This is a genomic window from Amycolatopsis sp. NPDC031561 (assembly GCF_055580625.1).
On the sequence record NZ_JBVILA010000018.1, the window covers coordinates 1 to 24,745 of the forward strand.

Genomic DNA, 24,745 nt, shown 5'->3' on the forward strand with positions numbered 1-24,745 from the left:
AGATCAGTACGCTACCAACCACTGACCAACCCAAAACTGTCCGACATGTGCTGAAACACATCTGTCCGTGAGGCCCTGAAACAGGACAGACGGTTAGAACCGTCCTTACCACTCACGAGTTTTCATGGGCGGCAGCGGTACAGGTCTCCCGGCCCCTCCTCGGCGCCGTACGCCGTGGGCGGCACGGCGACACACGTCATCCGCACGAACTCGTACTGGCCCTTTTCCTCCGGCAGAAGCAGGACGTGGGCGACTTCGCCGCGTTCGATCCACTCCCGGAGCCGGTCCGGCGCCGGTGCCGGATCGCGGTTGGTGAAGCCCGCCATGCCGATCACCACCCGGTCGGTCGCCATGATGAACGGCGCGGCGGTATCGGCTGTCTCGACTGCGAGGGCCACCCGCGTGTCACCCGACTCTCGTTCCACATAACCGAGAAGTGCCTTGCCGGTTTCGTCGAGAGTCCCGGCCGAAGCCCGGTAGTCACGGGCGCCCCAACCGCCGAGGAGCCCCCTCAGATCGTCGCGGATGGCGGGTTCGAGGTAGTCCGTCTGCAGGGAAACCGGGCCGGCGGCCGGGAGCATGGGCAAACCGGCGGAATATCCGACGCTCGTCGCCGTCGACCAGACCACCGGCGCGGCCGAGATCGCCACGAGCCCGATCGCGAACCCAGGAACGGCGACGCGGCGCGGTCCGAGCTTGCCGAGGACGAGGAGACCGACGGCCAGTGCCGTCGCGGCGGCCACGACGATTCCCGTCCAGCCGTTCCACTCCGGCGCCCGGTTCACCAGGAGCCAGGCCCAGAAGCCGAGCGCGGCGACGACCGTGGGCAGCAATGGCCACCAACGCCCCTCCGCCCGGTATTGCCGCCACAGAGTGGCCAGGGCGGCCGCGGACAGCGCGGCGATCGCGGGCGCGAGTTCCGCGGTGTAGTACAGCAGCCAGATTCCGCGCATGAAGCTGAACACGGCGACGCACGCGAGAAGCCAGCCGCCCCAGAGCACCCATCCCGCCACCGTCCGGCGCGGCGGCCGCCTGCCGAGGATCACCAGGACGACGGCCGCCAGCACCGCCGCCAGCGCGAGCGGCAACAGCCAGCCCGCCTGGCCGCCCAGCGACGTCCCCAGCAGCCTTCCCGGCCCGGGATCGCTCTGGTAGAAGGACTTCCCGTGCTCCTCGGCGTAGCTCGCCGCCGCGGCGAAGTCCTGGCCGACGATCCGGCCCAAGCCGTTGTACCCGAAGACGAGATCACGGGCGGAGCCGTCGGCGCTGCTGCCGATGTACGGCTTCGGGCTCGGCCACAGGTCCACCACCACGACCCACCAGAACGACGTGACGGCGAGGACTCCGGTGGCCAAAGTGGTCGTCAGCGCCTTCGCGCGGGCTCCCGACGACGAGCCCACCAGGTAGGCCAAGGCCAAGGCGGGCAGGACGAGCCACGCCTGGACCATCTTCGTGGTGAACGCGCAGCCGAGGAACACCGCGGCCAGCAGCATCCAGCGGCGTTCGCGTCCGGAGTCGTCGATCGCCCGCGTCACCGCGTAGGCCGCGCTCACCAAAAGCAGGAACAGCAACGGATCCGGCATGTTGTCGCGGATCACCGCGACGACGATCGGTGTGCAGGCGAACAGCGCGGCGGCGAGCAGCGCGACCCGTTCACCCTGCCAGCGCCGGACGGTCAGGAACAGCACCCAGACCGTCGCCACGCCTTCGAGCACCTGCGGCAGTATCAGCGCCCAGCCGTGGAAACCCAGTGCCTGAACGGAAAGCACCTGGACCCACAGTCCCATCGGTGGCTTGTCCACCGTCACCACGCCGAGCGGGTCCACCGAGCCGAAGAGGAAACCGGTCCAGCTGCCGGACATCGAGTCGACAGCGGCGCTGTAGTACGGATAGCCGTAGCCGAGTTCCCAGATCCCCCAGCCGTACCAAGCGGTGGTGACGAGAAGGATCGCGGCCAGGGCGAGCCGGTGTCCTCTGCCGGGTGAACGGGCTGGGACTTCTGCCGGAGTGTCCACGGAAGGGGAAAGGGAAGTGCTCATGTGTGGTCGAACCCTTACCTGGAGTTAGTTAGGTAAGGCATAGCTAACCATAAAGCAGACGAAAAAGGCCACGAGCTGAGGGCTCGTGGCGTTCTTCGTCGTGCTGGTGATCAGACGGCCTCGGCGCGGGTTTTCCGGCGCAGGACGTGATAGGCGACCGCGAAGGCGACGCCCACGCCGACGATGATCGCGGCGAACACCGGATGCATGTCCTTGGAGAGGCTCTGTGCGCGTTCGGGGCCGATCGCCCAGAGGGCCAAGGGTGTGGCGTAGGCGGCGGTGAGGGCGATCGCGCCCCAGCGGAGCGCCTTGAGGCGGGCGTCGCGCAGGGTGCCGATCAGCACGAGGGCGACCGGGACGATGGCGATCATCGCGAACTGGCCGAGGACCATGACCGGGACGGCCCAGGCCGAGATGATGACGGAGCGCGGGGCGCGGCGAACGGTGGTTTCGCGGTCGAGGGTCTGCGTGGACATCGTTTCTCCTAGGGGTTTCGGGCTGGCTCGGGTGTGGTCAGCAGTGGGATTCGGCGGCGGCCTTGAGGTCCTTCAACCAGGCTTCGAGACCCCAGCCGAGGAACTGGGTCGCGGTGGGGACGTCGGCCTCGACCTGGGCGCCGGACCAGTTCTCCTCGGTGCGGACGAGCACGCCGCCCTTGACCTCGGTGAAGTTCCAGACGTGGATGCCGTTGTCGATGCTCAGGCCTTCGCCGGCCGCGGGCCCGCTCCAGCGGATGCACTTGCCGCGCTGGAGCTGGTGGACGGTCGAGGTGATCGACAGCGTGGTGGCGGGCGTCGTGGCGGTGGCCGGTGCCGGGGTGGTCCAGCGGAACCGGGAGTTCGTCCGGAGTGGGCCCCAGTCCAGGCGCTTGGAGCTCAGCACCGGCTCCTGCCAGGACGGCCAGCGCTCGACGTCGGTCTGCAACCGCCAGATCTTGCTCAGGGGAGCCTTGATCAAGGCCTCGGTCCGGTAGTGGATCGGGGCCTTCGTGTCGATGGTCTTGCCCTGGCAAGACAGCGGCGCGGGGGAGGCGGGGGTGGCCGCCTGAGCGGGGGTGACGGCGCCGCCCAGGAGTCCGATGGCCAGCGGGAGGGCGAGCACCGCGGCGCGGGCGGCGATGCGGCGGCGGGTCTTCGGGGCGGGCTGGGTGTCCGTCATGGTCCTTCTCCTTGTCCGGGGCGGCTGGTTAGTGCCGCTTGCGATAGTTAGAAGCTATAACCATAAACGCGTGAGTGTCAATAGGAAAAGTGATAACCTCTAACTAGACGCGGCGACGAGCTCGGAAGGAGTGGCCGATGAAGACCTCACGTGAGCGCTACCGGACCCAGGTGCGCGTGGAGATCAAGCAGTACGCGTGGGAGCAGCTGGCCACGACGGGCGTGTCGGCGCTGTCCCTCAACGCGATCGCCAAGCACGTGGGCATGAGCGGCCCGGCGCTGTACCGGTACTTCGCCAGTCGCGACGACCTGATCACGGACCTCGTCCGCGACGCCTACCGGAGCCTCGCCGATGTCGTCCAGGTCGCCGCCGAGTCGGGAGGCGTGGCCGAAGTCGCCCACGCCATCAGGGAGTGGGCACTGGCGGACCCGCAGCGATACCTGTTCGTCTACGGCACGCCCATCCCCGGCTACCGCGCGCCCGGCGACACCACGAAGATCTCGAACGAGATCATGGCCGTGCTCGTCGACGTCCACTCCGCGTGTCCCGAGGAGAGGCCTGCGACGCCGTTCGACGTCCATCTCGAAGGCCATCGCGAGTGGGCGGGCGATCCGTCGGTGCCGTCGGCGGTCCTCCGTCGTGCAATGACGTTCTGGACCCGGCTCCACGGCATCCTGTCCCTCGAACTCGCTGGTCACTTCGACGGCATGGGATTCGATCCCGCCGTGCTTTTCGCCGCCGAACTGGACGCCCTCTCCGCTCGCGAGTAGTCCACAAAGGACGGTTTCCGCTGAGCGGTGCATCCCGGACCGCTTTCCCGCTGTGTGAACGTTTTCGGTGCTCGCTGTGCTAACTTCCGGGGCATGCGCGGAGGATCCAGGGTTCCTTTCGGCCGGACGCTCGCGGTTGTCGCGTCGGCGCTTCTGGTCTCGTTGGCCGGCCCCGGAGCCGTCGCGAACGCGTCCGGCGGGCATCCGCCGCGGCACGGCTGCGAATGCGCGACCCCGTCGATCGACCGGTTGCAGCAGTGGCTCGCGTCCGGTGAGGGCACCACGGTTCCGCCGACCGGCAGCCTGCTCGTCCGCGAGCGCGGTGGCTACGCGGCCAAGGTGGCGTTCCTCAACGCCGAATGGCACGTCGTGGTCGTCTGGCTGGGGAATCAGTTCGAGGCGCAGGCCGATCTTTCGAAATCCGCCGGATTCTGGATGACCTACAGCGCGACCGACGACCTCTACGTCCAGCTTCGCCCCGCCTCGCACTGGAGCGGCGGCGACAAGTGGCTCACGAAGGTGCCGTCGACGGGCGGGAAGCTCGTGAAAAAGTTCTTCAGCTTCGCGTCCGACGCGTGGACGACACTGCCCGAGCTGGGCAAGCCCGCGTACTCCTTCGCCTCGGCCCTGACCGAAGCGCGCGGTCTGGTCTTCGTCGGCAAGACCCCGAACCAGCTCGATTTCCGCGGCCTGGCGATCGATCGGTACCGGCCGCCCTGCCTCTGAGCGCACCGACCCACCTGAAATGCCAGGTGAGGCCCTATTCGATCGTGCGGCGGTACGTCGTCGGTCCTCCTCGGGCGCATCGTCCCTTGTGGACGGTTAGCTGCCCCGTCGCACGGTGTGACCGATTTGTCCTGTACTGTGAACTTTCAGCCGCCTCCGCACGACCGATCCGAGGAGTACCCCTGATGAGCCTGTTCGACTCGCTGAAGGAGAAGGCCGCCGAACTGCTGGGTGGCGCGGGCGACAAGGTCAGCGAACTGACCGGCGTCGACCTTTCCGGTGCCGCCGACCAGGCCACCCAGTCCGCCGGAGACCTGGCCGAGACCGGCCAGGGTCTCGCCGAAGGCGCCACCGCCGCGGGCCAGGGCGCCGTCGACTCGGCCACCGCGGCCGGTCAGGGCGTCGTCGACTCCACCGGCGCCTTCGGTGACGCCGCCACCGGACTGGCGGGCGGCGTGATCGACCCGAACGCCCGGGGCTGACCGCCCCCGGTCTCCCCGGTATCCGCGACTCGCGGATACCGGGGATCCGTCATGTCCGCGTCCTCGCGGTGTGATCAGGCGCACTTTCCGCCGGGCCTCCGGTGCGCCGCCGTCCCGGCAGGCCCCGCGCCCCGCCGTCCGCCGCTGTCGAACACGAGGACGTCGGAGCTGGCAGGCGTGGATACTCCGGCGGGACGACGGCCGGGTTTCGGCATGACGATCTTCCGTTTTCCTTGCCCAGCAAGGGGATTCTCGCCGGATCGGCGAAAAGGGAAACGGTTGTGGTAACCCGGTGGCCGACGGGAATCTCGGTTCGTGATCGTCAAACGACTGAGGCCGATCGGCCTGTGCGCCGTGCTGACCGCGCCCGCGCTCGTCCTGCGGTTCTCCGGCGCCGAACCGGGCGCGGTGGCCGGTCTGCTGCTGTTCGGGCCGGCCGTCGTCGCGGCGTCGTTCCTCCTCGCCTGGGCCGCGGAGGCCGCGCAGGTGGACATCTCCGGCGGGCTCGCGATCGCCGTCCTGGCCGTCGTCGCGGTGCTTCCCGAGTACGCGATCGACCTGTATTTCGCCTACACGGCGGGCTCGAATCCCGAATACGTCGCCTACGCCGCGGCGAACATGACCGGCTCCAACCGGCTGCTGCTCGGCCTCGGCTGGTCCACCGTCGTGCTGATCGCGCTCGCCGTCGCCAAGAAGCGCGGCGGTGCCACGGTCCGGGAACTGGTCCTCGATTCGCCGTACCGGATCGAACTCGGTTTCCTCGCGATCGCTTCGATCGTCGCGTTCGTCATCCCGGGGACCGGGCAGATCTCGCTGGTCCTCGGCTTCGCGCTGCTCGGTTTCTTCGTGTTCTACCTGTGGAAGGTCTCCCGCGCCGAACCCGGGGAACCGGAGCTGGCCGGCCAGTCCGCGACCCTCGGCGGCCTGGCCAAGCGGCCTCGCCGGATCCTGGTGACGGCGCTGTTCGTGTTCGCGGCCGTCGTGATCCTCGCGAGCGCGGAACCGTTCGCACACAACCTGATCTCCGTCGGGACCGAACTGGGCATCGACCGGTTCCTGCTCGTGCAATGGCTCGCGCCGCTGGCGTCGGAGGCGCCGGAGTTCATCGTGGCGATCCTCTTCGCGTTGCGCGGCAAGGGCGACGCGGCGATCGGCACGCTGATCTCCAGCAAGGTCAACCAATGGACGCTGCTGGTCGGCAGCCTGCCGATCGCCTACGTCCTCGGCGGCGGAGGAACCGCGCTGCGCCTGGACGCCCGCCAGATCGAGGAATTCCTCCTCACCGCCACCCAGACCTTGCTCGGCGTCGCCGCCCTGCTCGCGTTGCGTTTCCCTCGCTGGGCCGCCTGGACCCTGCTCGGCCTGTTCGCGGTGCAGTTCGCGCTGCCGGGCCAGACCGCGCGCTACCTCCTGTGCGGGGTCTACGCGGTCATCGCGCTCGCCGCCCTGATCCGCAACCGCCGCCACCTCCTGCCGACCCTGGCGGCGCCGTTCCGCCGAATGCCCATCAGTGAGGAAAAGGATGCCCGCCCGCGGGCCGTTCGACGCTAATCTGGTGGAAACTGACTGATCTGCGGGGGAGCGGACATGGTCGGCATCTGGATAGGGCTCGGGATACTCGTTCTGGTGATCGGCGTCGCCGTGGTCACCGACCTGCGCGATCGGGGGCGAGGCGGAACCCGCAAGATCAGGCTCCCGGGCTGGGCCTCGCGGCGCGCGGACTACACCGAGAACGACCTGGTCCACGGGCGATGGGTGGAGAAGTCGCCGCGCGAGCAGGAAGAAGAACTCCGGCGCCGGTACAAGTCGGGCGACGAATGAGCCGGACCTAGCCCGCGCCTACGCGGCGGTCCTCGTCCAGCGCCACGCGTCGCGCAGGACGGCGATCAGGGCTTCGTCGTCGGCGAAGGTTGGGTCTTCGCCGATCGGTAACCAGGTCCGGTCGACGACCTCGCCGCGCTGGCTGCGGACCACGGAGATCCCGGGATACGACAGTGCCGCGCGGTCGCCGGCGGTCACGTGCCGGGGCTCCCAGCGCAGCTGGACAACGCGATCAGTGCTCATCGACCACAACTTTCCGTACTTGCGTACTGGGTAAGTCGTCTGTCGGGGCCCGCGCGTTTCACTGCCGCCTCGTGAGTGGTAGGGACGGTTCTAACCGTCCCTACCACTCACGAGTCACTGGAGACCGGCGAACCGGCTCAGCGTCTCCTCGCGTCCCAGCGCCTGGGTGATCGAGTGCAGGTCCGGGCTCCGGGTCGATCCCGTGATCGCGATGCGGATGATCTGCGAAGCCTCGCGGATGGAGCCGGGGAAGCCCTCGGGGTTCTTCTTGAGTTCCTTGGCGTTCTTCGCGAAACCGTGCTTCGCGGCCACGTCGCGGATCTGCTGGAACCACTCCTGGCCGTCGTCGAGCTGCTGGTAGTTCCCGACGAAGTCGCGCACCACGGCCTGGACGACGTCGCGGTCGACGCCGAGGGCGGTGATCCGCTCGTCGTCGGGGCTCTCGACGGCGGCGTGCAGCTGCGGGAAGAAGAAGCCGTAGACGGCGCGGAACTCGCTCCACTTCTTCAGGTCCTTGCGCGGGTTCTCGGCCCCGTCACGCTCGACGGCGAGCGCCCGGATCGCGAGGTCGGGCTCGGCGTCGAGGACGGTCCGCAGCGCGGGGTCGAACCGCTCCGCCCAGGCGCGGACCTCTTCGAGGATCTCGGCGCCGGACAGCGTGGCGATGTGGTCGGCCGAGATGTCGTCGAGTTTGACCAGGTCGACCAGCGGACCGGCGACACCGCACTCGTCCAGGTTGATCGGCTCGGACAGGGCCTGGTCGAGCGGCATTTCGGCGAGACGGCCGTTCGCGAGGCCGCGCAGGTAGTAGAGGACGGCCTTGGTGGGGTAGCCGGACTCGATGTAGAAGTCGACGCTCGCTTCCGGGTCCTTGCGCTTCGACAGCTTGCGCTTGCTGCCGCCCTCCTGCTTCATCAGCGGCGCGATGTGCGCGTAGGTGATGGGCTCGAAGCCGAGCGCGTCGAACAACTGCTGGTGCGTGGGCACCGACGAGATCCACTCGTCGCCGCGGATGACCAGGTTGACGCGCATGAGGTGGTCGTCGACGGCGTGCGCGAAGTGGTAGGTCGGCAGCCGGGGGCTCTGGTCGGAGCTCTTGAGGATGACGACGTCGTTGCGGTTGGCCTCGGCCTCGAGCGGGCCGCGGATGGCGTCGGTGAACCGGGCGCGGGCGCCGGTGTCGTCCGGGGCGCGGAACCGCACGACGTACGGGTCGCCTGCGTCGAGCTTGGCCTGGACGTCGGCAGGCTCGGCGTCGCGCCAGATGGCCCATGAGCCGTAGTAACCGGTCGGCAGCTTCGTCGCCTGCTGCCGCGCGGTGATCGCGGCGAGTTCGTCCTTGGTGGCGAAGTCGAGGTACGCGCGGCCGTCGCGGAGCAGGTGACGGACGTAGGTCAGGTAGATCTGCTCGCGCTCGGACTGCTGGTACGGGCCGTAGTCGCCGCCGCGGTGGATGTCCTCGTCGGCGGCGAGGCCGAAGTAGGCGAAGCCGCGCTCGAACTGCTCGATGGCGCCTTCGACCTCGCGGGACCGGTCGGTGTCCTCGACCCGGACCAGGTAGCGGCCGCCGCTGCGGCGGGCGACGTCCTGGTCGATGGTGGCGACGTAGACGCCGCCGATGTGGACGAATCCGGTCGGCGAGGGGCCGAAACGGGTGACCCGGGCGCCCTCGGGGAGCTCGCGGGCGGGGTAACGCTGTTCCCAGTGCTCGGGTTCGGGCAGGTCGGCGGGGAAGAGGGCGTCGATGACTGCTCGGTCCAGCATGGCGGTTCAGATCTCCCGGCGTCGTGGTGCATGGCTGTTTTCGCCACCGAAGAGCCTAACCGTTCGGTCTCCCGGCCTGGTGAGGGCGGTCTCGAAGTGGTGGGGAAGCCGAATCGAGACGTGCTTTTCCGTCGGTGTGTCCCGGTAAAATGGGCCTCGCCGGACATTCGGGGAGGAAATCGGTGACCACCGATCGCTCGCTTCGTGAAGAACCCCAGCTCACCATCGGACCGAAACCCTCGGCGTTCTTCCTGCGCCGCCGCTTTCTCCGCACTTTCGGGCCCGCGCTGGCCCTCGCCGTGAGCGGCCTGGTCCTGCTGCTCCTGACCGGGACGGTCGTGGTGCCCTTTCAGCAGACGCTCGTCCTGCGCGGCAAGATGGGCTCCAAATCGGATCTTTTCGAAGACCCGAGGATCCAGGAAATCCTGATGCGCCATCACATCCGGGTCCATGTGACCCGGGCGGGCTCACGGGACGTCGCCTCGCACGACCTCAGCCAGTACGACTTCGTGTTCATGTCCGGCGAGCCCGCCGCGAGTCTCGTCCGGCGGTCCAGGGCGAACCAGTGGACGGGCAGCGCGCGCCAGCCGTTCACCAGCCCGATCGTCCTCGCCACGTATCGCCGCTACGCGGAAACGCTGGCGCGCAGCGGGATCGCGTCGAAACCGCCGGGACAGGACCCGTTGTACTACACGCTGGACACCGAGAAGTTCATCCAGGCGATGAAGGGGAAAGCGACCTGGGACTCGCTGGGCGTCGGTGACTTCGGCGCGGCGAACGGGAACCAGGTGCTCGCGCAGACCTCGAACATCTGCGATGCCAATTCCGGTGCCACGTATCTGATCTTGCTGGCGTTCCTGGAGAACGGCCGCCATGTCCCGGTCGTCGATCCGCAACCCGCAGGCGCGCCCGCCGGACCGCCGAACCTGTCGAGCGCGAAGGAACTGGCCGGCCGGGTCAAACCGCTCGTGGCCGCGCAGGGTTTCCCGTCGGCCGACCTGTCGGAGTCCTACGCGAACCTGGCCGAGGGGGACAAACCGATCGTCGTCATCTACGAGCACCAGTACCTCGCCATGCAGTTGCGAGCCAAGGAGCAGAGCGGGCAGCCGGACCCGGACCGAGTCCTGCTGTACCCGAAGGACAACATCCTGACGAAGCCGCAGTTCCTCGCCCTGAAACCGGAAGCGGAACGACTGGGCGAACTGATCACCTTCGATCCCGAGCTGCAACGCCGCGCGATGGAGCTCGGGTTCGGCGTCGCGACTCCGGCGGGCAGCACGAAAAGCGCGCGGCTGTACGACTTCCTGCGTGAGCAAGGCCTGCCGACCCCGGAGATCGCGGACAACGACAGCACCACGCCGCTGCCGGACAACCTGGTGCTGGAAGAGATGATCAAGACCGTCGGGGACTGCCCGTGAAGCGGGCCCTGGTGTTCTTGTGCTGCCTGCTCCTGGTGGCCGCCGCATGCACCGGCGGTGGGGAAAAGGTGAAACTGCGCGTCCTGGCCAGTCCCGAACTCGCCGATCTCGGGCCGCTTCTCGGCGACCTCCGCGAGGAAACGGGAATCGAACTGGAAATGGATTTCCAGGGAACCGTGAACGCGAGTACCGCGCTCATCCCCGGAAGGGCCTCGCACGATCTCGCCTGGCTTTCCACCGACCGGTTCTTCCAGCTCGACTTCCGGCGGGCCGCGGACAAGGGCGAACGGCCGCTCGCCACCAAGACGATGATCTCGCCGGTCGTCGTCGGGATGACCCCGGCGAAGGCGGCGGAACTGCGCCGCGGCAAACCGGACGGCAAGCTGTCCTGGGCGGACCTCGCGGACGCCGCCGCGAGCGGATCGTTCCAGTTCGCGATGGCGAACCCCGCCACGGCGACCAGCGGGCTCATCTCTCTCGTCGGGGTGGCGACGGCGGCCGCGGGCACCGGGGCGGCACTGCGGCTCGAGGACGTGAAATGCGACAAGCTGCAGGGCTTCCGCACCGGGCACACGGTCACCGCGGACACGGCGGCCGCGTTGGCCGACCGGTTCGCCGAGCACCAGGAAGTCGGCGCGTTCATCGGCTACGAGTCCACTTTGCTCACGCTGAACGGCAGCGGCAGGCTCAAGGCACCGCTGGAACTGGTATACCCGCGCGATGGCATCGTCCAGGCGGACTACCCGATCCTGCTGCTCGACCCGGCCAAACGAGAGGCGTACGACAAGGTCGTGTCGTGGGTCAGAAGCCCGGCGACACAGAAGAAACTGATGGAAAGAACCCTCCGGCGTCCGGTCGTCGGTGACGTGGCGCTCGATGCGAGGCTGCCCGCCTCGACCGGGAATTCGCTGTATTTCCCCGACGATCCCGCCGTGGTGGACGAACTGCTCGGCGACTACGCCGATCCCGCGGGCTGGAAACCCGGGCGGGTGATCTTCGTGCTGGACTTCTCCGGTTCGATGAAGGGATCGCGGATCGCCGCGCTCAGGGCGACTTTCGCCGGGCTGAGCGATTCGGGCGGCGGGTTCGACCGCTTTTACCGCGGCGAGCGGCTCACGGTCCTCCGGTTCGGCGGGAAAGTACTGGGGGACAAGGAGTTCACGATCAACGGGCCGCAGGATCTCGACGCGCTGCGGGCCTTCATCGCCACCGAAGACTTCGATGGCACCACCGCTGTCTGGTCGGCCCTCGGCGAGGCGTATGCGAAGGCCGGCGCCCATCGCCGGGCGGAACCCGGCCAGAACGTTTCGATCGTGCTGATGACCGACGGCGAAAGCAACGCCGGGCCGGGCATCGAGGAATTCCTGCGCGCGCCAAGGGAATCCGGCGTGCACACGTACACCGTCCGGTTCGGCGAGGCGAATCCCGCCGAACTCGCCCGCGCGGCCGAGGCCACCGGTGGCCACATGGTCGACGCGAACTCGACCTCCCTTCTCGACGCCTTCAAGGAGATCCGTGGCTGCCGGTAATCTGTGGTGGGAAGTCTGGGGACTGTGGCTGGCGGTCTGGGTGCTGACCTTGGCCGCCATCGTCACCACGATCGTGATCTTCGTGAAGCATTGGCGCCGCGCGCGTTCCGACGGCGATCAGGGGATGATCCGGGGGATCGGGTTCTACCTGCACACGAAGTCCGTGATGGGTCTCTACCAGTTGCATCGCTACAACGAGGCGCTGGAACAGGAGGTGGAGAAACGCCGGAGCCGGGGCTGGCGGTTCTGGGGATCGGGTGGATTCGGTCCGCTGAAAGGGGAAGCGGAGCGCACCGACACCGACGAGGAGTTCCGGCGGTACATCCGCAAGGCCGAACCGATCACGGTGATCGGCATCGTGATGAAGGTGCTGGAGAAGCACCACGACATCATCTACGTCGATCTGGCGAAGCAGGAACTGGTCCACAATCGCGCGCTGGTCAAGGAACTCGGCTGGGCGGACGGTCCGGAGAACACCCGGCAGCTCAAGACGCGGCTGCGTGGCGTCGAGGCGTTCGTCTCGGTGAAGGGACTGTTCCGCAAACGCTCCGAGACCGAAGACGAGACGGTTTTCGTCGCACCGTACGGAAACCCGGACGATTCGGACCAGAGCAGGCGGATCCGGTTCACCTGCTTGACCGGCGATCTGCGGGACACCGCGCCCGCCGGCGCGTTCCGGGCGCGGTGCCTGGGCAAGGTCGAGGACTGGGACCCCGAAACCGGGGAACTCGTCGTCCACCCCATCGCCATCTTCAAGTAACCCCGCCACGGCCGAATGGAGCAGACGAAAGCCACACGTCGTCCATGGCGCTTCGCACTGTCGGCCCATGGCCCCGAACCTGCACGATTTCGGTACACCACCGCAGGTTCGACAGGGGAGACTTCCAATGAAGACCGCCGTTTCCGACGAAATCCGTTCGTTCTTCGCCGACTCCGGTGTCGACTTCACCGCGGCCGGGCAGGCCGAAGTCGACGTCGTGATCGATCACTTCGACAACTGGAAGAACACGTCAAGCGGAGGGGCCTTCGGCTGCTTCACCGGCGCCTGCTGTCTCATGGCCTGAGTGTTCCGAGCAGAAGCAGCCGACACCCTTCGGGATCCAGTCCCGGCCCTCCCAATCGGGATGGCGTTCGATCATCAGCGCTTCGACCTCCGCGGCGATCGTCTCTTCGGTAAGAGCCGAGTCACGCCGTGTCCAGGTCTCGTCGCGCAGCAGTTCGAGGTACTCGCGGACGTCGGTCAGGATCCGGCGTCCGGAGACGTCGCCGTGGCCGGGGACGACGAGGTCCGGCCCGGCGGCGGCCAGCCGTCGCAGCACTTCGATCCACCGGAGTCCCGAGACGTCGGTGTCGTACGGCGGGAACCACGGGAAGATCGCGAACTGGCCCGTCTCCACCAGATCCCCGGTGAACAGCACACCCGCGTCGGGGACGGTCACCACCTGGTCGCCCTTGCTGTGGGCGCGGCCGGTGGCCTCCAGCCGGACGACCCGTCCGCCGAGATCGAGGTCGTACCCGTCGTCGTAGACCACGTCGGGAGCGACCAGTTCGACACCATCGAGGTCGCGGGCGACCGGTGCGCCGAGGCCGCGGAACATTTCGAGGTAGCCCGGTCCTTTGTGGACCAGGTCCGCGGCCTGCGCGCTGTTGACGAGGTAGGTCGCCTCGTCCGCGAAGACCTGGGCGCCGAACGCGTGCTCGGGGTGGAAGTGCGTCGTGGTCAGGTACAGCCTGCGGCCGCGGGCGTGCTCGGCCGCGAAGGCGAGCACCTTCGCGGCGTTGCGCGGACCCAAACCGGTGTCGACGACGAGCACCGAGTGCGAGCCGCCGATGACGCCGATGTTGGGGACGAGGTCGATCCCGAGATTCGGGATCACCACGAGGTCGCGGGCGATTTCGCGGGCCTCGCCGGGGTTGACGGAGGGCTCGTGGGTGAGTGGTTCGAAGGGCATGATCACACTGTCCCGCCGGTGCTCGCCCGCCGTCCAAGTCCGATTCCGGCGTACCGATACCGGCTGGGTATCATCGCCGGTGATGGAACTCCGTCTGCTGCGCTACTTCGTGGCCGTCGCCGAGGAGAGACACTTCGGCCGGGCCGCCGCGCGGCTGCACATGACGCAGCCGCCGCTGAGCCGGGCCATCCAACAGCTGGAGAGCGACCTGGGGGTCGTGCTGCTGCTTCGCTCGGCCGCCGGCGTCGAGCCCACCGCGGCCGGGACCACCCTGTACGCCGAGGCCCGCACCCTGCTGGACCAGGCCGAGCGGGCCCGCGCTCGGGTGGCGGCGGTGGCAGGCCCCGCGACGCTCACCGTCGGCACCCTCGCCGACGGAGCGGGGGAGGCGGGCACCCGGCTGGCCGAGGCGTTCCGGCGGCGTCATCCCGAGGTCTCGATCCGGTTCCGTGAGGCGGATTTCACCGATCCCACCACCGGTTTGCGCGCCGGGCTGGCCGACGTCGCGTTGACCCGGTCGCCGTTCGACGAGACCGGCATCAGCGTCCGCGTCCTGCGCTCCGACCCGGTCGGGCTCGTTCTGCGCACCGGGGACCCGCTCGCCGGTCGTGAATCGCTCCGGCTGGCCGACGTCGCCGACCGGCCCTGGTTCCAGCTGCCGGACGGGACCGACCCGCTGTGGCGCGCGTACTGGAACGGGGCGGCGCCCGTCGGGGAGCGGCGCGCCGGGCCGGTGGTGCGGACGGTCGGCGAATGCCTTCAAGCCGTCCTGTGGAACGGCTCGGCTGGAATCGCGCCGCTCGGTCACGCCCTGCCCGAAGGGCTCACCTGGGTGCCGCTGGCCGACATGCCGCCGAGTCCGCTCGTCGTCGCGTGGGTGACCGGGCAGGAGAGCCCGCTGATCCGCTCGTTCGCCCGGATCGCCGTCGAAAGCCACCGTTGAGGGTGGTGTGAAACCGCCTGGCCCGGGGAATCAACGGGCATGCCGGAAACACCTTCAGAATCCGACGACACGACCGTCGACGCCGTCGGAAAGCTGGTCGCCGCGCTCGAAACGGTCGAGCAGGCGCGGGGACATCTGTACGCCTTCCATCACCTGACGGGAAGCGCCGACTTCGCCCTCGACGAGGCCGCCGAGGCGCTCCGGGAGGCCGGGCACCCTGAGTGGGCCGAGCGGATCCGGACCGAGCTGATCGGGCTCAACGTGCTGCCGGAGCGGTGGACCTTCCAGCTGATCGAGGAGTACGACGACGGCTACTACGCGGCCTTCCGCGAGATGACCCGGGACGTCACCGGTGACCTGACCGGTGGACGGCGGCATCTGCACGAAGAGCGGATCAAGCGGCGTCGGCGTACCGAGGGACGGCCGGGACACGAGATGGGGCGGCCCAGCGGCTAGAAGATCGACCAGCCGGTCAGGGTGGTGAACCGGTCCAGCGCCGCGACGCCCGCGACGGAGTTGCCGCGCGCGTCCAGTCCGGGGCTCCACACGCAGACCGCGCACCGGCCGGGGACGATCGCGACGATGCCGCCACCGACGCCGCTCTTGCCGGGAAGCCCGACGCGGTAGGCGAATTCGCCCGCCGCGTCGTAGGTGCCGCAGGTCAGCATCACCGCGTTGACCCGCTTGGCCGCGCTCAGCCCGAGCAGCCGGGTGCCGTCGTTGCGGACGCCGTGGCGGGCGAGGAACACCGCCGAGCGCGCGACGTCACCACAGTTCATCGCGATCGAGCACTGGCGCACGTACTGGTCGAGGACCTCGGGCACCGGACGGAGCATGTTCCGGTAGGACGCCATGAAGTACGCGAGCGCGCGGTTGCGGTCGGCGTGCCCGGCCTCGGAGGCGGCGACCTCGTCGTCGATCCCGATGTCCGCGCGACCGCTTTCCTCGCGGAGGAAGCGAAGCAGGGTTTCCGCCGCGTCGCCGTGGTGGGCCAATTCGTCGGTCACCACCAGCGCGCCGGCGTTGATGAACGGATTGCGGGGGATTCCGTCCTCGTTCTCCAGCTGCACCAGCGAGTTGAACGGGTTGCCGGACGGCTCGCGGCCCACCCGCGTCCACACGCCGTCGCCGTGGGAGAGCGCGAGCGCCAGGGTGAAGACCTTCGACATGCTCTGGATGGAGAACGGCGTCTCCCAGTCGCCGGCCCCGTGCACCGCACCGTCCACTTCGGCCACCGCGATGCCGAACCGCCGGGGATCGACCCTGGCGAGGGCGGGGATGTAGTCCGCGACGGCGCCGCGGCCGATCTCGGGCGCGACGTCGTCCGCGATCAGGTCCAGCAACGCCGCGAGGTCCACGGCCGTAGCGTAGGAGGCCGTCTTCGCGCGCGAAGATCGGGGTTCGCGGGTGAATTTGTCAAATCGAAAAGGGAAATACCGGTAAAACCCCTAGAGTGACGTCCCGCACACCTTAAGTCTTCCTTAGCACTGTTGGTGACCTGCCGCACACGCTCTAGCGTCTGGCAACCATGGATTCCTCGCTGCTCACCGAAAAAGGTGAAAGCTACTCAAAAGCACTGGGCAACCGCCAAGTGCAGATGATCGCCATCGGCGGCGCGATCGGCGTCGGGCTGTTCCTCGGTGCCGGTGGCAAGCTCCAGCAGGTCGGGCCGTCGCTGGTCCTGTCGTACGCGCTCTGCGGCATCGCCGCCTACTTCGTGATGCGCGCGCTCGGTGAGCTCGTGCTGCACGAGCCGACTTCCGGCAGTTTCGTCACCTATGCCCGCAAGTTCATCGGGCCGTGGGCGGGTTTCGTCTCCGGCTGGATGTACTGGGTGAACTGGGCGATGACCGGGATCGCGGAGATCACCGCGGTCGCGATCTACGTGCACAAGTGGCTGCCCGACGTGCCGCAGTGGATCACCGCCCTGGTCGCGCTCGGCGTCCTGATCCTGGTGAACCTGCTCTCGGTGAAGCTGTTCGGCGAGCTGGAATTCTGGTTCTCGGTGGTCAAGGTGCTGGCCATCGTGGTCTTCCTGGTCACCGCGATCGGGCTGGTGCTCACCAGCGCCGACATCGGCGGCACCACGGCAGGCGTGCACAACCTGACCGCCCACAACGGATTCTTCCCGGCGGGCATCGGCATCGCGCTGATGACGCTGCAGGCGGTCATCTTCGCGTACTCGGCCATCGAGGTCGTCGGCATCGCGGCGGGCGAGACCAAGGACGCCCGCAAGGTGCTGCCGAAGGCGATCAACGGGGTGGTCTGGCGGATCGGCGTGTTCTACGTCGGTTCCGTGCTGATGTTGGCGATGCTGCTGCCGTGGCCGTTCTACAACGGCGGTGAGAGCCCGTTCGTCACCGTCTTCTCGCGGCTCGGGATCCCGGGCATCGGCGACGTGATGAACGCGGTCGTGCTCACCGCCGCGCTGTCGAGCTGCAACTCCGGGCTCTATTCGACCGGCCGCATCCTGCGCGCGCTGGCGGACAAGGGCGAGGCGCCGAAGTTCGTCGGCAAGATGAGCAGCCGTCACGTGCCTTACGGCGGGATCCTGTTCACCTCCGCCGCCTACGTGCTGGGCGTGGTGCTCAACTACCTGGTGCCGAAGGACGCTTTCGACATCGCGATCGCGATCGCCTCGCTCGGCGTGATCACGACGTGGGCGACGCTGATCTTCTGCCAGATGCGGATGCGCCAGGCGGCACTGCGCGGGGAGCTGGAACGGCCGTCCTACCGGATGCCGTGGGCGCCTTACAGCGGCTGGGCGACGCTGGGCTTCCTCGCGCTCGTCGTGGTCCTGATGGGCTTCTCCGACGGCGCGGAGAAGATCGCGTTCTACTCGATCCCGGTGCTGGTCGTCGTGCTGGCGGTCGGGTGGCGGGTCGTCGGGAAGCGACAGCAGCAGGTGCGCTGACCCCCCTCTCGCAATTCGTCCTCTGGTTGCGGTCCTTGCGTGTGCAACTACCGAAACCAGAGGACGAATTGCGGGGGTCAGCTGGAGGTCGGGAAGTGGAAACCGGCGGTGGTGTGCGGCCACCGCGTCGTGACGACCTTCGCCCGGGTGTAGAACCGGACGCCCGCCGGGCCGTGGATCGGGCTGTCCCCGATGAGGGAGTCCTTCCAGCCGCCGAAGGAGTAGTACGACATCGGCACCGGGATCGGCACGTTCACCCCGATCATCCCCACCTTGACCTCCCGCTGGAACCGCCGCGCGGCTTCACCGCTGCCGGTGAAGATGGCGGTGCCGTTGCCGTAGGGGTTCGCGTTGATCAGCGCGATCGCCTCGTCCACGCTTGCCACCCGGACGATGCCCAGTACCGGCCCGAAGATCTCGTCCTGATAGGCGGACATCTCCGCGGTCACGTTGTCCAAAAGGGACGGTCCGACGAAGAAACCGTCCGGATGGGTCTCGACCTGGAGCGCCCTGCCGTCGACGACCACGGTCGCGCCCTGCTCCGCGCCGCGGGTGACGGAGTCGATCACCCGTCGGCGCGCGGCCTCGGTGACCACCGGGCCCATGTCGTTGCCGTTCTCGTCGCCGGGACCGACCTTGATCTCGGCCGCCTTGCGCTTGAGGATCTCGACCAGCCCGTCGCCCGCCGAACCCACGGCGACGCCGAGGGAGATCGCCATGCAGCGCTGACCGGCGGAACCGAACGCGGCGGCGGTGAGGTGGTTCGCGGCGTATTCGAGGTCGGCGTCGGGCAGGACGACGGCGTGGTTCTTGGCCCCGCCCAAGGCCTGCACGCGTTTGCCGGTGGCCGTCGCGCGTTCGTGGACGTACTTGGCGATCGGGGTGGACCCGACGAACGACACTGCGGCGATATCGGGGTGCTCGAGGATCGCGTCGACCGTGACCTTGTCCCCGTTGACCACATTGAACACGCCGTCGGGAAGGCCTGCCTCGGCGTACAGTTCGGCGACCAGCCGGGACGCGGACGGGACCCGCTCGCTGGGCTTGAGCACGAAGGTGTTGCCGGTCGCGATGGCGATCGGGTGCATCCACAGCGGGACCATGATCGGGAAGTTGAACGGCGTGATGCCGGCGACGACCCCGAGCGGCTGCCGGAAGTCGTGCACGTCCACGTCCCGCGAGACCTGGTCGGAGAAGCCGCCCTTCAGCGCATCGGCGATCCCGCAGGCGTACTCGACGATCTCGCGGCCGCGGACGATCTCGCCACGCGCGTCGTCGATCACCTTGCCGTGTTCGGAGGAGATGATCCGCGCGAGTTCGTCCTCGTGCTTCACCAGCAGCTCGCGGAAGGCGAACATCACCTTGGTCCGCTGCGACAACGACGAATCGCCCCACGACTCGAAAGCCTTGCCCGCGGCCGCCACTGCGGTGTCCACATCGGACGGTTCCGCGAGGAGCACTGCCGCCTGAGGACGCCCCGCGGCCGGGTCGTAGACGAGAGCGGTGCGAGTGGAGCCCGCCGTGGTCGCGGTGCCGTTGATCCAGTGGTCGATGGTCTTCACTTGTCGTCCTCCACAGGTGTTCACAGCAATCCGACGGCCGTGTCGACGGCCTTGGCGACGTCGCCGTCGTGCGGGTAGAGCAGGGAGCGGCCGACCACGAGGCCCTGCACGGTCGGCAGCGCGAGCGCCCGTTGCCAGGCGGCGAACGCGGCGTCGGGATCCTTGACCTCGCCGCCCAGCAGGACGGCGGGCAACGTCGAGGCGGCCAGCACGCGTTCCATGTCCTCGACCACCGGCAGCTTCAGCCAGGTGTAGGCCGACGAGCGGCCGAGACCGGAGACGATGGTGACCGAGCGGATCACGGCCTCGGGGGAGAGGTCGTTGCGGAGGCGGCCGTCGACCCAGTCGGACAGGAACGGCTCGACCATCGCGATCAGTTTCCGGTCCGCGAGCTCGTTGATCGCCTTCGCGGTGTTCTCGAGGACGCTCGGCGTCGCCGGGTCGGTCAGGCAGATCCTGGTGAGCGTCTTACCGCCGTCGAACCGCATCCGCTCGATCGCTTCGGCGTCGTAGCAGGCGAAACGGTCGTCGATCTCGAAACTCGACCCGGCGAGGCCGGTGCGGTTCATCGAGCCGATGACGGTCTTGCCCTCGAGGACGCCGAGGAGCAGCAGATCGTCGACGATGTCCGGCGTCGCCAGCACCCCCGTGACACCGGGCCGCTCCAGCGCCAGGCCGAGGCGATCCAGCAGTTCGCCGCGGTCGGCCATCGCGAGCGGGTCGGAACCGACGCCGTTCGCGCCGCGCGCCGGATGGTCCGCGGCGATGATCATCGTGCGGCCCTTGTCGTTGAACGGCGATTTCGCCCGGACCCGGGTGGCCGCGGCCACCGCGATGGCCTCCGGATCGCGCACCCGCGCGGCGACTACCCGGCGTACTGTTTCGGACACCCGTTGTTCCTTCCGGCTCGCTTGACCTTTCGACCCTCGCAAGAGCCCGAAGACTTTGTCAAGACATATGGACATAAGGTCATAGGTATCGCCCGAGGTAGGCTCCGCGCATGAACCCCTGGGCGCCCGGCGAGATCGTGGTGGATCCGAACGGCCCGGAGCCGTTGTACTCGCAGGTCGCCCGGCAGCTCGGCGCCGCGATCGAAGACGGCAGGTTGCCGAACGGCGCGAGGCTGGACAACGAGCTGGACCTGGCCGCGCGGCTGCACCTGTCGCGGCCGACGATCCGCCAGGCGATTCAATCCCTGGTCAACCAGGGGTTGCTGGTCCGCAAACGTGGTGTCGGCACGCAGGTCGTCCGCACCAAGGTCGCCCGCCCGCTGCGGCTGAGCAGCCTCTTCGACGATCTCAGCGAACTCGGGGACAAGCCGGAGTCCGTCGTCCTGGTCAATCAGGTCGAACCCGCCGGCGAAGAGGTGGCCGAGCGGCTCGAGACACCGGGCCTGACCCACGTCCGGCGGCTGAAGCGGGTGCGCTCGACCGGCGGCGAACCGCTGGCGATCATGAACAACCACCTGCCCGACGGCATCATCGACCCGGCCGACGACGAACTACGGGACAAGGGGCTCTACCAGCTACTCCGGTCCGCGGGCGTCCGGCTGCACGCCGCCCAGCAGAACGTCGGCGCCCGGCAGGCGACAGAGGAGGACGCCGAACTGCTGCACGAGAAGCCGGGGGCTGCGCTGCTCACCATGCGGCGCACCACCTACGACGACACCGGCCGGGTCGTCGAGTACGGATGGCACGTCTACCGCGCCTCGCGCTACTCGTTCAACCTTTCACTGACCAACAACGTCTGACGGTTCGCGTTCCAGGTCGGACTCCAGCGCCGCGTACACCGACGGGCGGAACCTGCGCAGCCAGACGGCGAGCGCGAGCCCGGCCAGCGCGACGATCAGCAGCAGCCACGGCAGAAGCGGGACGACGCCGTTGCTGGATCCGGCGAGGGTCGGGAAATTGAGGATCGCCAGCGTCACGATGAGCCCGAGACCCACCGCGCCCAGCCCGGGAGCGAGCAGCGTCTTCACGATCCGGCGGTCCCGCGTCCGGCGGAAATGGACCAGGATCGCCACCGCCGCGAACAGCTGCAGGGTGAGAATGCCGAGGGTGCCGAAGCCGGTCATGCTCGCGGTGAGGTCGGCGACCGGGTCGAGCCCGGCGAGCCGGAACGCCACCGCCACCAGCGAACCGAAGGCCAGCTGGACGATCGAGGCGTAGCGCGGCGCGCCGTTGCGCGGGTTGGTCTTGCCCAGCAGCCGCGGCAGCACGCCGACCCGTCCCAGCGCGTAGAGGTAACGCGTGGCCGAATTGTGCAGCGCCAGCAGCGCCGCGAACAGGCTGACCACCAGCAGTAGCAACATCACCTTGGTCAAGGTGTCGCCGAGATACTCCTGGGCGACCGACTGCACCAGGTCACCGGTCGAAAGGTGCGCGGCGGCCACGTCCTGCGCCTGCTCGGCGCCGATCGCGCTGACCACTGCCCAGGTCGTGAACGCGGCGAACACCCCGATGAACCCGATCGCGATGTAGGTCGCCCGCGGGATCGTCCGCTTGGGATCCTTGGCCTCCTCGCCGAACAACGCCGTCGCCTCGAACCCGATGAAAGCGTTGGCGGCGAACAACAACGCCAGTCCGCTCGCGCCCTGGAACATGACCGACGGGCTGAACGCGGCGAAGGAGAAGCCGTGCCGGAACAACACGCTGAAGTCCATGATCAGCAGGATCGACACTTCGAGGACCAGCGAGACTCCCAGCACCTTCGCGCTGACCGCGATTCCGCGTCGGCTGAGCAGCAGGACCAGCACGACCGAAAGCGCGCTCCAGAAGAGCCAGTCGAGCTTCAGCCCGAAGACGGTGTCGATCGCGGTGGAGGTGAAGAATCCGCTCGTGCCGATCGCGCCCGCCACGAAACAGTTGTAGCCGAGCATCGCGATGAAACCGGCGACGAGACCCGGTGTCCGGCCCAAACCCTTGACCACGAAGGCGTAGAAGCCGCCCGCGCTGGTGAGGACCTTCGACATCTGCGCGTAGCCGACCGCGAACAACAGCAGGACGACCGTGGCCAGCAGGAACGCCGCGACCATCCCGCCGCCGTTCCCGACCGCGATGCCGATGGCCGCGATCACGACCATCCCGGTCAAGGGCGCGACCGCGGCGAGCACGAGGAAGACGATGCCTGGCACGCCCAGGACGTTCTTGGCGAGCGACGTGTCGTCTCGGCTCATTCGCTGCTCCTCTTGTTCGCTGGACGGCCAGTATGGGAGCGGGCGGGGGTGCGGGCTTTGCCTTTGCGCGCTCGGCGCTTGTTCGCCAGTGCCCGGTCTGGGTGCTCGCCGCGGAGGTGGTCTCGGGCCTCGTGAGTGGTAAGGGTTAGAACCGTCTTTACCACTCACGAGGCTGACTATTTCCGCGGCTTTTTTCGTCGTGTCACATAAACGTTTGATAGCACAGGTGTTCGACTGCTGGTATTGTTGATGTCGTGGCCAGCGAAGACGTATCCCGGACGACACCCGCCGAGTGGTGGCGTGTCGATACCGCTGTGCTGCATGCCCGCAAACAAGAACTCGAAGTCCTCAAGCGCCAATTGGATGCGGAGCAGAACGCGATCCTCGCGGAAATCAATATCCGCGGGGTTCGTGGGTGTTCAGGTCATGCGACGTTGTCGGCGATGATTTTCGAGGACTTCCACGTCACTGGCAAGGAAGCCGATGTCCGCGCCGACCGCGTCCTGGCGTTGCACGCCGGTGTGGCGGTGGGTGGTGATCGGGTGCCGCCTCTCGCACCCCTGACGGCTGACGCTGCTGCGGAGGGCGCGATCGGCGGCTCGCAGATCGACGCGATCATCCACACCCTCGCCCGCATCCCGTCCACTGTCCCGGAAGAAGACGTTCGAGGCGGGGAGAAGATTCTTGTGGATCTGGCCCGGCACGCCGGGCCCCGTCAGATCAACCAGGCCGGTCGACGGTTGCTGAATGACCTGGACCCGGACGGAAAAGAACCCCGGGACGAGAACCCCAAGGACGCGCGTCCGGAGTTGCGGTTCGTCCAGCACCGCAACGGCACCTTGGGATTGAAGGGCACGCTCGATCTGGAGACCTACGCGCGGTTGAAGTCCGACCTCGACCCGATGGCCAAACCGCACAAGGCCATCGACGGAGTCCGCGACTCCCGCACTCAAGACGAGCGCTACGGCGACGCTTTTACCGACTACGTCCGGTTGAAGACCACCAGCCGGAACCTTCCCGGCCAAGCAGGCGAGGCCACCCACATCCTCATCACCATGTCGTACGAGGACCTCATCCGGGACATCGGTGAAGCGCATTTGGACCTGGTCGGGCCGATCAGCGCCACCGACGCCCGCATCCTGGCCTGTGATGCCCGTGTCCGGCCCGGAGTTCTCGGCACCGCAGGCGAACCCCTCGACATCGGCCGTTCGAAACGAACGGTGTCATTGGCCCAGAAGTACGCACTCACCATCCGCGACGGTGGCTGCGCTTTCCCCGGCTGTGACATGCCCGTGCCCCGTTGTACGGCTCACCATATTGTTTTCTGGCGACACCACGGCGAAACGAAGATCGACAATCTCGTGCTGCTGTGTACCAAGCATCATCGGTTGATCCACCACAGCCAATGGAAAGTCCAGATCGCACAGGACGGCCTCCCGGAATTCACCGCACCTGCCTACCTCGACCCCACCGGAGAACCGAGGCGCAACACCATGCACCTCAGGACATAGGCCGACGCTGGGGCGCGATAGCCGAGGTCAGCCGATTCGCCGGTCAAGCGTCTCGGTGGACAGCTGTGGCCATGACCTGGCCCATCGCTCGAGCGTGCTCACCGTCAGCTGAGCCGTCGCGCGCAGGGTTTGCCGCGGGCGGAAATGGACGGTCGTCCCGGTCGTGCCGTCATCGGCGATCGAGGTCAGGTCGGTGACGCACTCATGCAGGAATTATCGCAGCCAGACGGCCTCTCACGATCGCGGCTCAGGGAAGGAAGGCCATCGGTGCGGCCGCTCCAGAACCTCGATGGTCGCCTGGTCGACCAGGAAGTACTGCCCGCCGTCCTCCCGCGGGTTCGTATAGGCGGCCGTCGCGATCGACCGGCCGAAGTCGGCCATCACCGCGATGGGATAGCCGCCGTCGAAGATCTCGCCGTGCGCGGCCGTCGCGACGGTCCCGGTCTCGTACCAGGTGACGAAGTACTGCGCCGGCCCGGTTTCGAAGACGCGCAGCGTCGTCTCCTTCTGCCGGACGCCGGTGAATTCGCCGGACACGCCGGTCCAGATCATCGTCGTCCTGTCCGCGTAGTGCTGCTCCAGCACGTTTCCCGAGCCGTAGTGGAAGTTCGCGCGGAGCCCGACGAGATCGTTGCTGAGCTGGTGGGTGCCGGTCACGGGGAAGAAGCGGACATCGAGTTCCACGGGCTGAACCTCCGGAAGGATCGCTGGTTCCGAAGGTTTAGCACCGGGGGCTGC

25 protein-coding genes are annotated in these 24,745 nt (G+C 68.0%); 14 read left to right on the forward strand and 11 right to left on the reverse strand.

Features of this window, described 5'->3' with window-relative positions:
- Positions 1–122: 122 nt before the first annotated feature.
- The 3 genes from ACZ5IK_RS29370 to ACZ5IK_RS29380 form a co-directional block, all read right to left on the reverse strand.
- Positions 123–2,039, reverse strand: coding sequence for an ArnT family glycosyltransferase (locus tag ACZ5IK_RS29370; protein ID WP_465490656.1), 1,917 nt, complete (start codon positions 2,037–2,039; stop codon positions 123–125).
- 110 nt (positions 2,040–2,149) lie between these two features.
- Positions 2,150–2,515, reverse strand: coding sequence for a hypothetical protein (locus tag ACZ5IK_RS29375; RefSeq protein ID WP_465490657.1), 366 nt, complete (start codon positions 2,513–2,515; stop codon positions 2,150–2,152).
- 37 nt (positions 2,516–2,552) lie between these two features.
- Positions 2,553–3,197, reverse strand: a complete 645-nt coding sequence (locus tag ACZ5IK_RS29380; RefSeq protein WP_465490658.1) for an SRPBCC family protein — start codon at positions 3,195–3,197, stop codon at positions 2,553–2,555.
- 137 nt (positions 3,198–3,334) lie between these two features.
- Between ACZ5IK_RS29380 and ACZ5IK_RS29385 the strand changes: the two genes are divergently transcribed.
- The 5 genes from ACZ5IK_RS29385 to ACZ5IK_RS29405 all read left to right on the forward strand — a co-directional run bounded on the left by ACZ5IK_RS29385 (position 3,335) and on the right by ACZ5IK_RS29405 (position 6,996).
- On the forward strand, positions 3,335–3,967 hold the full coding sequence (locus tag ACZ5IK_RS29385) for a TetR/AcrR family transcriptional regulator (RefSeq protein WP_465490659.1): 633 nt from the start codon (positions 3,335–3,337) through the stop codon (positions 3,965–3,967).
- A 93-nt stretch (positions 3,968–4,060) separates the two neighbouring features.
- The gene (locus tag ACZ5IK_RS29390) at positions 4,061–4,693 is read left to right on the forward strand and encodes a hypothetical protein (protein ID WP_465490660.1); all 633 of its coding nucleotides are present in this window, start codon (positions 4,061–4,063) and stop codon (positions 4,691–4,693) included.
- A gap of 185 nt (positions 4,694–4,878) precedes the next feature.
- Entirely contained in the window at positions 4,879–5,175 is a 297-nt protein-coding gene (locus tag ACZ5IK_RS29395) for a hypothetical protein (protein WP_101608877.1), read from the forward strand.
- 315 nt (positions 5,176–5,490) lie between these two features.
- Positions 5,491–6,726: a sodium:proton exchanger gene (locus ACZ5IK_RS29400; RefSeq protein ID WP_465490661.1), complete on the forward strand. Its 1,236-nt coding sequence runs from the start codon at positions 5,491–5,493 to the stop codon at positions 6,724–6,726.
- A 36-nt stretch (positions 6,727–6,762) separates the two neighbouring features.
- The gene (locus tag ACZ5IK_RS29405) at positions 6,763–6,996 is read left to right on the forward strand and encodes a hypothetical protein (protein ID WP_465490662.1); all 234 of its coding nucleotides are present in this window, start codon (positions 6,763–6,765) and stop codon (positions 6,994–6,996) included.
- An 18-nt stretch (positions 6,997–7,014) separates the two neighbouring features.
- On the opposite strand, the gene ACZ5IK_RS29410 is transcribed toward ACZ5IK_RS29405, so the two are convergent.
- Complete coding sequence (locus tag ACZ5IK_RS29410) at positions 7,015–7,239, reverse strand: hypothetical protein (protein WP_465490663.1); 225 nt, start codon at positions 7,237–7,239, stop codon at positions 7,015–7,017.
- Between the two features lie 114 nt (positions 7,240–7,353).
- Positions 7,354–9,003, reverse strand: coding sequence for a glutamate--tRNA ligase (locus ACZ5IK_RS29415; protein WP_465490664.1), 1,650 nt, complete (start codon positions 9,001–9,003; stop codon positions 7,354–7,356).
- Positions 9,004–9,185: 182 nt separating this feature from the next.
- Between ACZ5IK_RS29415 and ACZ5IK_RS29420 the strand changes: the two genes are divergently transcribed.
- The 4 genes from ACZ5IK_RS29420 (at position 9,186) to ACZ5IK_RS29435 (ending at position 13,014) form a co-directional block, all read left to right on the forward strand.
- Complete coding sequence (locus ACZ5IK_RS29420) at positions 9,186–10,421, forward strand: hypothetical protein (protein WP_465490665.1); 1,236 nt, start codon at positions 9,186–9,188, stop codon at positions 10,419–10,421.
- On the forward strand, positions 10,418–11,950 hold the full coding sequence (locus ACZ5IK_RS29425) for a vWA domain-containing protein (RefSeq protein ID WP_465490666.1): 1,533 nt from the start codon (positions 10,418–10,420) through the stop codon (positions 11,948–11,950). The genes ACZ5IK_RS29420 and ACZ5IK_RS29425 overlap by 4 nt, the downstream gene beginning before the upstream one ends.
- Complete coding sequence (locus tag ACZ5IK_RS29430; RefSeq protein ID WP_465490667.1) at positions 11,937–12,710, forward strand: hypothetical protein; 774 nt, start codon at positions 11,937–11,939, stop codon at positions 12,708–12,710. Before ACZ5IK_RS29425 ends, ACZ5IK_RS29430 begins: the two co-directional genes overlap by 14 nt.
- A gap of 127 nt (positions 12,711–12,837) precedes the next feature.
- Positions 12,838–13,014 carry a hypothetical protein gene (locus ACZ5IK_RS29435; RefSeq protein WP_465490668.1) on the forward strand — a complete coding sequence of 59 codons (177 nt, stop codon included), beginning with the start codon at positions 12,838–12,840 and terminating at the stop codon, positions 13,012–13,014.
- Here the strand turns inward: ACZ5IK_RS29435 and ACZ5IK_RS29440 are convergent.
- Positions 12,961–13,902: an MBL fold metallo-hydrolase gene (locus ACZ5IK_RS29440; RefSeq protein WP_465490669.1), complete on the reverse strand. Its 942-nt coding sequence runs from the start codon at positions 13,900–13,902 to the stop codon at positions 12,961–12,963. The two genes, ACZ5IK_RS29435 and ACZ5IK_RS29440, sit on opposite strands and share 54 nt — an antisense overlap.
- Positions 13,903–13,984: 82 nt before the next feature.
- Between ACZ5IK_RS29440 and ACZ5IK_RS29445 the strand changes: the two genes are divergently transcribed.
- Both ACZ5IK_RS29445 and ACZ5IK_RS29450 read left to right on the forward strand, forming a co-directional pair.
- A complete protein-coding gene (locus ACZ5IK_RS29445) occupies positions 13,985–14,845 on the forward strand; it encodes a LysR family transcriptional regulator (RefSeq protein ID WP_465490670.1) in 861 nt (286 codons plus the stop codon).
- A 39-nt stretch (positions 14,846–14,884) separates the two neighbouring features.
- Positions 14,885–15,301, forward strand: coding sequence for a hypothetical protein (locus tag ACZ5IK_RS29450; RefSeq protein ID WP_465490671.1), 417 nt, complete (start codon positions 14,885–14,887; stop codon positions 15,299–15,301).
- Here ACZ5IK_RS29450 and ACZ5IK_RS29455 read toward each other — a convergent pair.
- The gene (locus ACZ5IK_RS29455; protein ID WP_465490672.1) at positions 15,298–16,203 is read right to left on the reverse strand and encodes a glutaminase; all 906 of its coding nucleotides are present in this window, start codon (positions 16,201–16,203) and stop codon (positions 15,298–15,300) included. The two genes, ACZ5IK_RS29450 and ACZ5IK_RS29455, sit on opposite strands and share 4 nt — an antisense overlap.
- A 170-nt stretch (positions 16,204–16,373) precedes the next feature.
- Here ACZ5IK_RS29455 and ACZ5IK_RS29460 point away from each other — a divergent pair, with 170 nt between their 5' ends.
- Positions 16,374–17,759, forward strand: a complete 1,386-nt coding sequence (locus ACZ5IK_RS29460) for an amino acid permease (protein WP_465490673.1) — start codon at positions 16,374–16,376, stop codon at positions 17,757–17,759.
- Positions 17,760–17,836: 77 nt separating this feature from the next.
- Here the strand turns inward: ACZ5IK_RS29460 and ACZ5IK_RS29465 are convergent, their stop codons facing one another.
- Positions 17,837–19,321: a CoA-acylating methylmalonate-semialdehyde dehydrogenase gene (locus ACZ5IK_RS29465; RefSeq protein ID WP_465490674.1), complete on the reverse strand. Its 1,485-nt coding sequence runs from the start codon at positions 19,319–19,321 to the stop codon at positions 17,837–17,839.
- A 20-nt stretch (positions 19,322–19,341) separates the two neighbouring features.
- A complete protein-coding gene (locus ACZ5IK_RS29470; protein WP_465490675.1) occupies positions 19,342–20,211 on the reverse strand; it encodes a Cgl0159 family (beta/alpha)8-fold protein in 870 nt (289 codons plus the stop codon).
- Between the two features lie 110 nt (positions 20,212–20,321).
- On the opposite strand from ACZ5IK_RS29470, the gene ACZ5IK_RS29475 reads away from it, so the two are divergent.
- Complete coding sequence (locus ACZ5IK_RS29475; RefSeq protein ID WP_465490676.1) at positions 20,322–21,071, forward strand: GntR family transcriptional regulator; 750 nt, start codon at positions 20,322–20,324, stop codon at positions 21,069–21,071.
- Here the strand turns inward: ACZ5IK_RS29475 and ACZ5IK_RS29480 are convergent.
- The gene (locus ACZ5IK_RS29480; protein WP_465490677.1) at positions 21,051–22,496 is read right to left on the reverse strand and encodes an APC family permease; all 1,446 of its coding nucleotides are present in this window, start codon (positions 22,494–22,496) and stop codon (positions 21,051–21,053) included. The two genes, ACZ5IK_RS29475 and ACZ5IK_RS29480, sit on opposite strands and share 21 nt — an antisense overlap.
- 254 nt (positions 22,497–22,750) lie before the next feature.
- Between ACZ5IK_RS29480 and ACZ5IK_RS29485 the strand changes: the two genes are divergently transcribed.
- Positions 22,751–24,007, forward strand: a complete 1,257-nt coding sequence (locus ACZ5IK_RS29485) for an HNH endonuclease signature motif containing protein (RefSeq protein ID WP_465490678.1) — start codon at positions 22,751–22,753, stop codon at positions 24,005–24,007.
- A 234-nt stretch (positions 24,008–24,241) separates the two neighbouring features.
- Here the strand turns inward: ACZ5IK_RS29485 and ACZ5IK_RS29490 are convergent, their stop codons facing one another.
- Entirely contained in the window at positions 24,242–24,691 is a 450-nt protein-coding gene (locus ACZ5IK_RS29490) for a MoaF C-terminal domain-containing protein (protein ID WP_465490679.1), read from the reverse strand.
- Positions 24,692–24,745: the final 54 nt, after the last annotated feature.

What these genes read in the sequence shown, in the direction of transcription:
- ACZ5IK_RS29370 (WP_465490656.1), bottom strand. Translation starts at nt 2,039, where the DNA reads ATGAGCACTTCCCTTTCCCCTTCCGTGGACACTCCGGCAGAAGTCCCA.
- ACZ5IK_RS29375 (WP_465490657.1), bottom strand. Translation starts at nt 2,515, where the DNA reads ATGTCCACGCAGACCCTCGACCGCGAAACCACCGTTCGCCGCGCCCCG.
- ACZ5IK_RS29380 (WP_465490658.1), bottom strand. Translation starts at nt 3,197, where the DNA reads ATGACGGACACCCAGCCCGCCCCGAAGACCCGCCGCCGCATCGCCGCC.
- ACZ5IK_RS29385 (WP_465490659.1), top strand. Translation starts at nt 3,335, where the DNA reads ATGAAGACCTCACGTGAGCGCTACCGGACCCAGGTGCGCGTGGAGATC.
- ACZ5IK_RS29390 (WP_465490660.1), top strand. Translation starts at nt 4,061, where the DNA reads ATGCGCGGAGGATCCAGGGTTCCTTTCGGCCGGACGCTCGCGGTTGTC.
- ACZ5IK_RS29395 (WP_101608877.1), top strand. Translation starts at nt 4,879, where the DNA reads ATGAGCCTGTTCGACTCGCTGAAGGAGAAGGCCGCCGAACTGCTGGGT.
- ACZ5IK_RS29405 (WP_465490662.1), top strand. Translation starts at nt 6,763, where the DNA reads ATGGTCGGCATCTGGATAGGGCTCGGGATACTCGTTCTGGTGATCGGC.
- ACZ5IK_RS29410 (WP_465490663.1), bottom strand. Translation starts at nt 7,239, where the DNA reads ATGAGCACTGATCGCGTTGTCCAGCTGCGCTGGGAGCCCCGGCACGTG.
- ACZ5IK_RS29415 (WP_465490664.1), bottom strand. Translation starts at nt 9,003, where the DNA reads ATGCTGGACCGAGCAGTCATCGACGCCCTCTTCCCCGCCGACCTGCCC.
- ACZ5IK_RS29435 (WP_465490668.1), top strand. Translation starts at nt 12,838, where the DNA reads ATGAAGACCGCCGTTTCCGACGAAATCCGTTCGTTCTTCGCCGACTCC.
- ACZ5IK_RS29440 (WP_465490669.1), bottom strand. Translation starts at nt 13,902, where the DNA reads ATGCCCTTCGAACCACTCACCCACGAGCCCTCCGTCAACCCCGGCGAG.
- ACZ5IK_RS29445 (WP_465490670.1), top strand. Translation starts at nt 13,985, where the DNA reads ATGGAACTCCGTCTGCTGCGCTACTTCGTGGCCGTCGCCGAGGAGAGA.
- ACZ5IK_RS29450 (WP_465490671.1), top strand. Translation starts at nt 14,885, where the DNA reads ATGCCGGAAACACCTTCAGAATCCGACGACACGACCGTCGACGCCGTC.
- ACZ5IK_RS29460 (WP_465490673.1), top strand. Translation starts at nt 16,374, where the DNA reads ATGGATTCCTCGCTGCTCACCGAAAAAGGTGAAAGCTACTCAAAAGCA.
- ACZ5IK_RS29475 (WP_465490676.1), top strand. Translation starts at nt 20,322, where the DNA reads ATGAACCCCTGGGCGCCCGGCGAGATCGTGGTGGATCCGAACGGCCCG.
- ACZ5IK_RS29480 (WP_465490677.1), bottom strand. Translation starts at nt 22,496, where the DNA reads ATGAGCCGAGACGACACGTCGCTCGCCAAGAACGTCCTGGGCGTGCCA.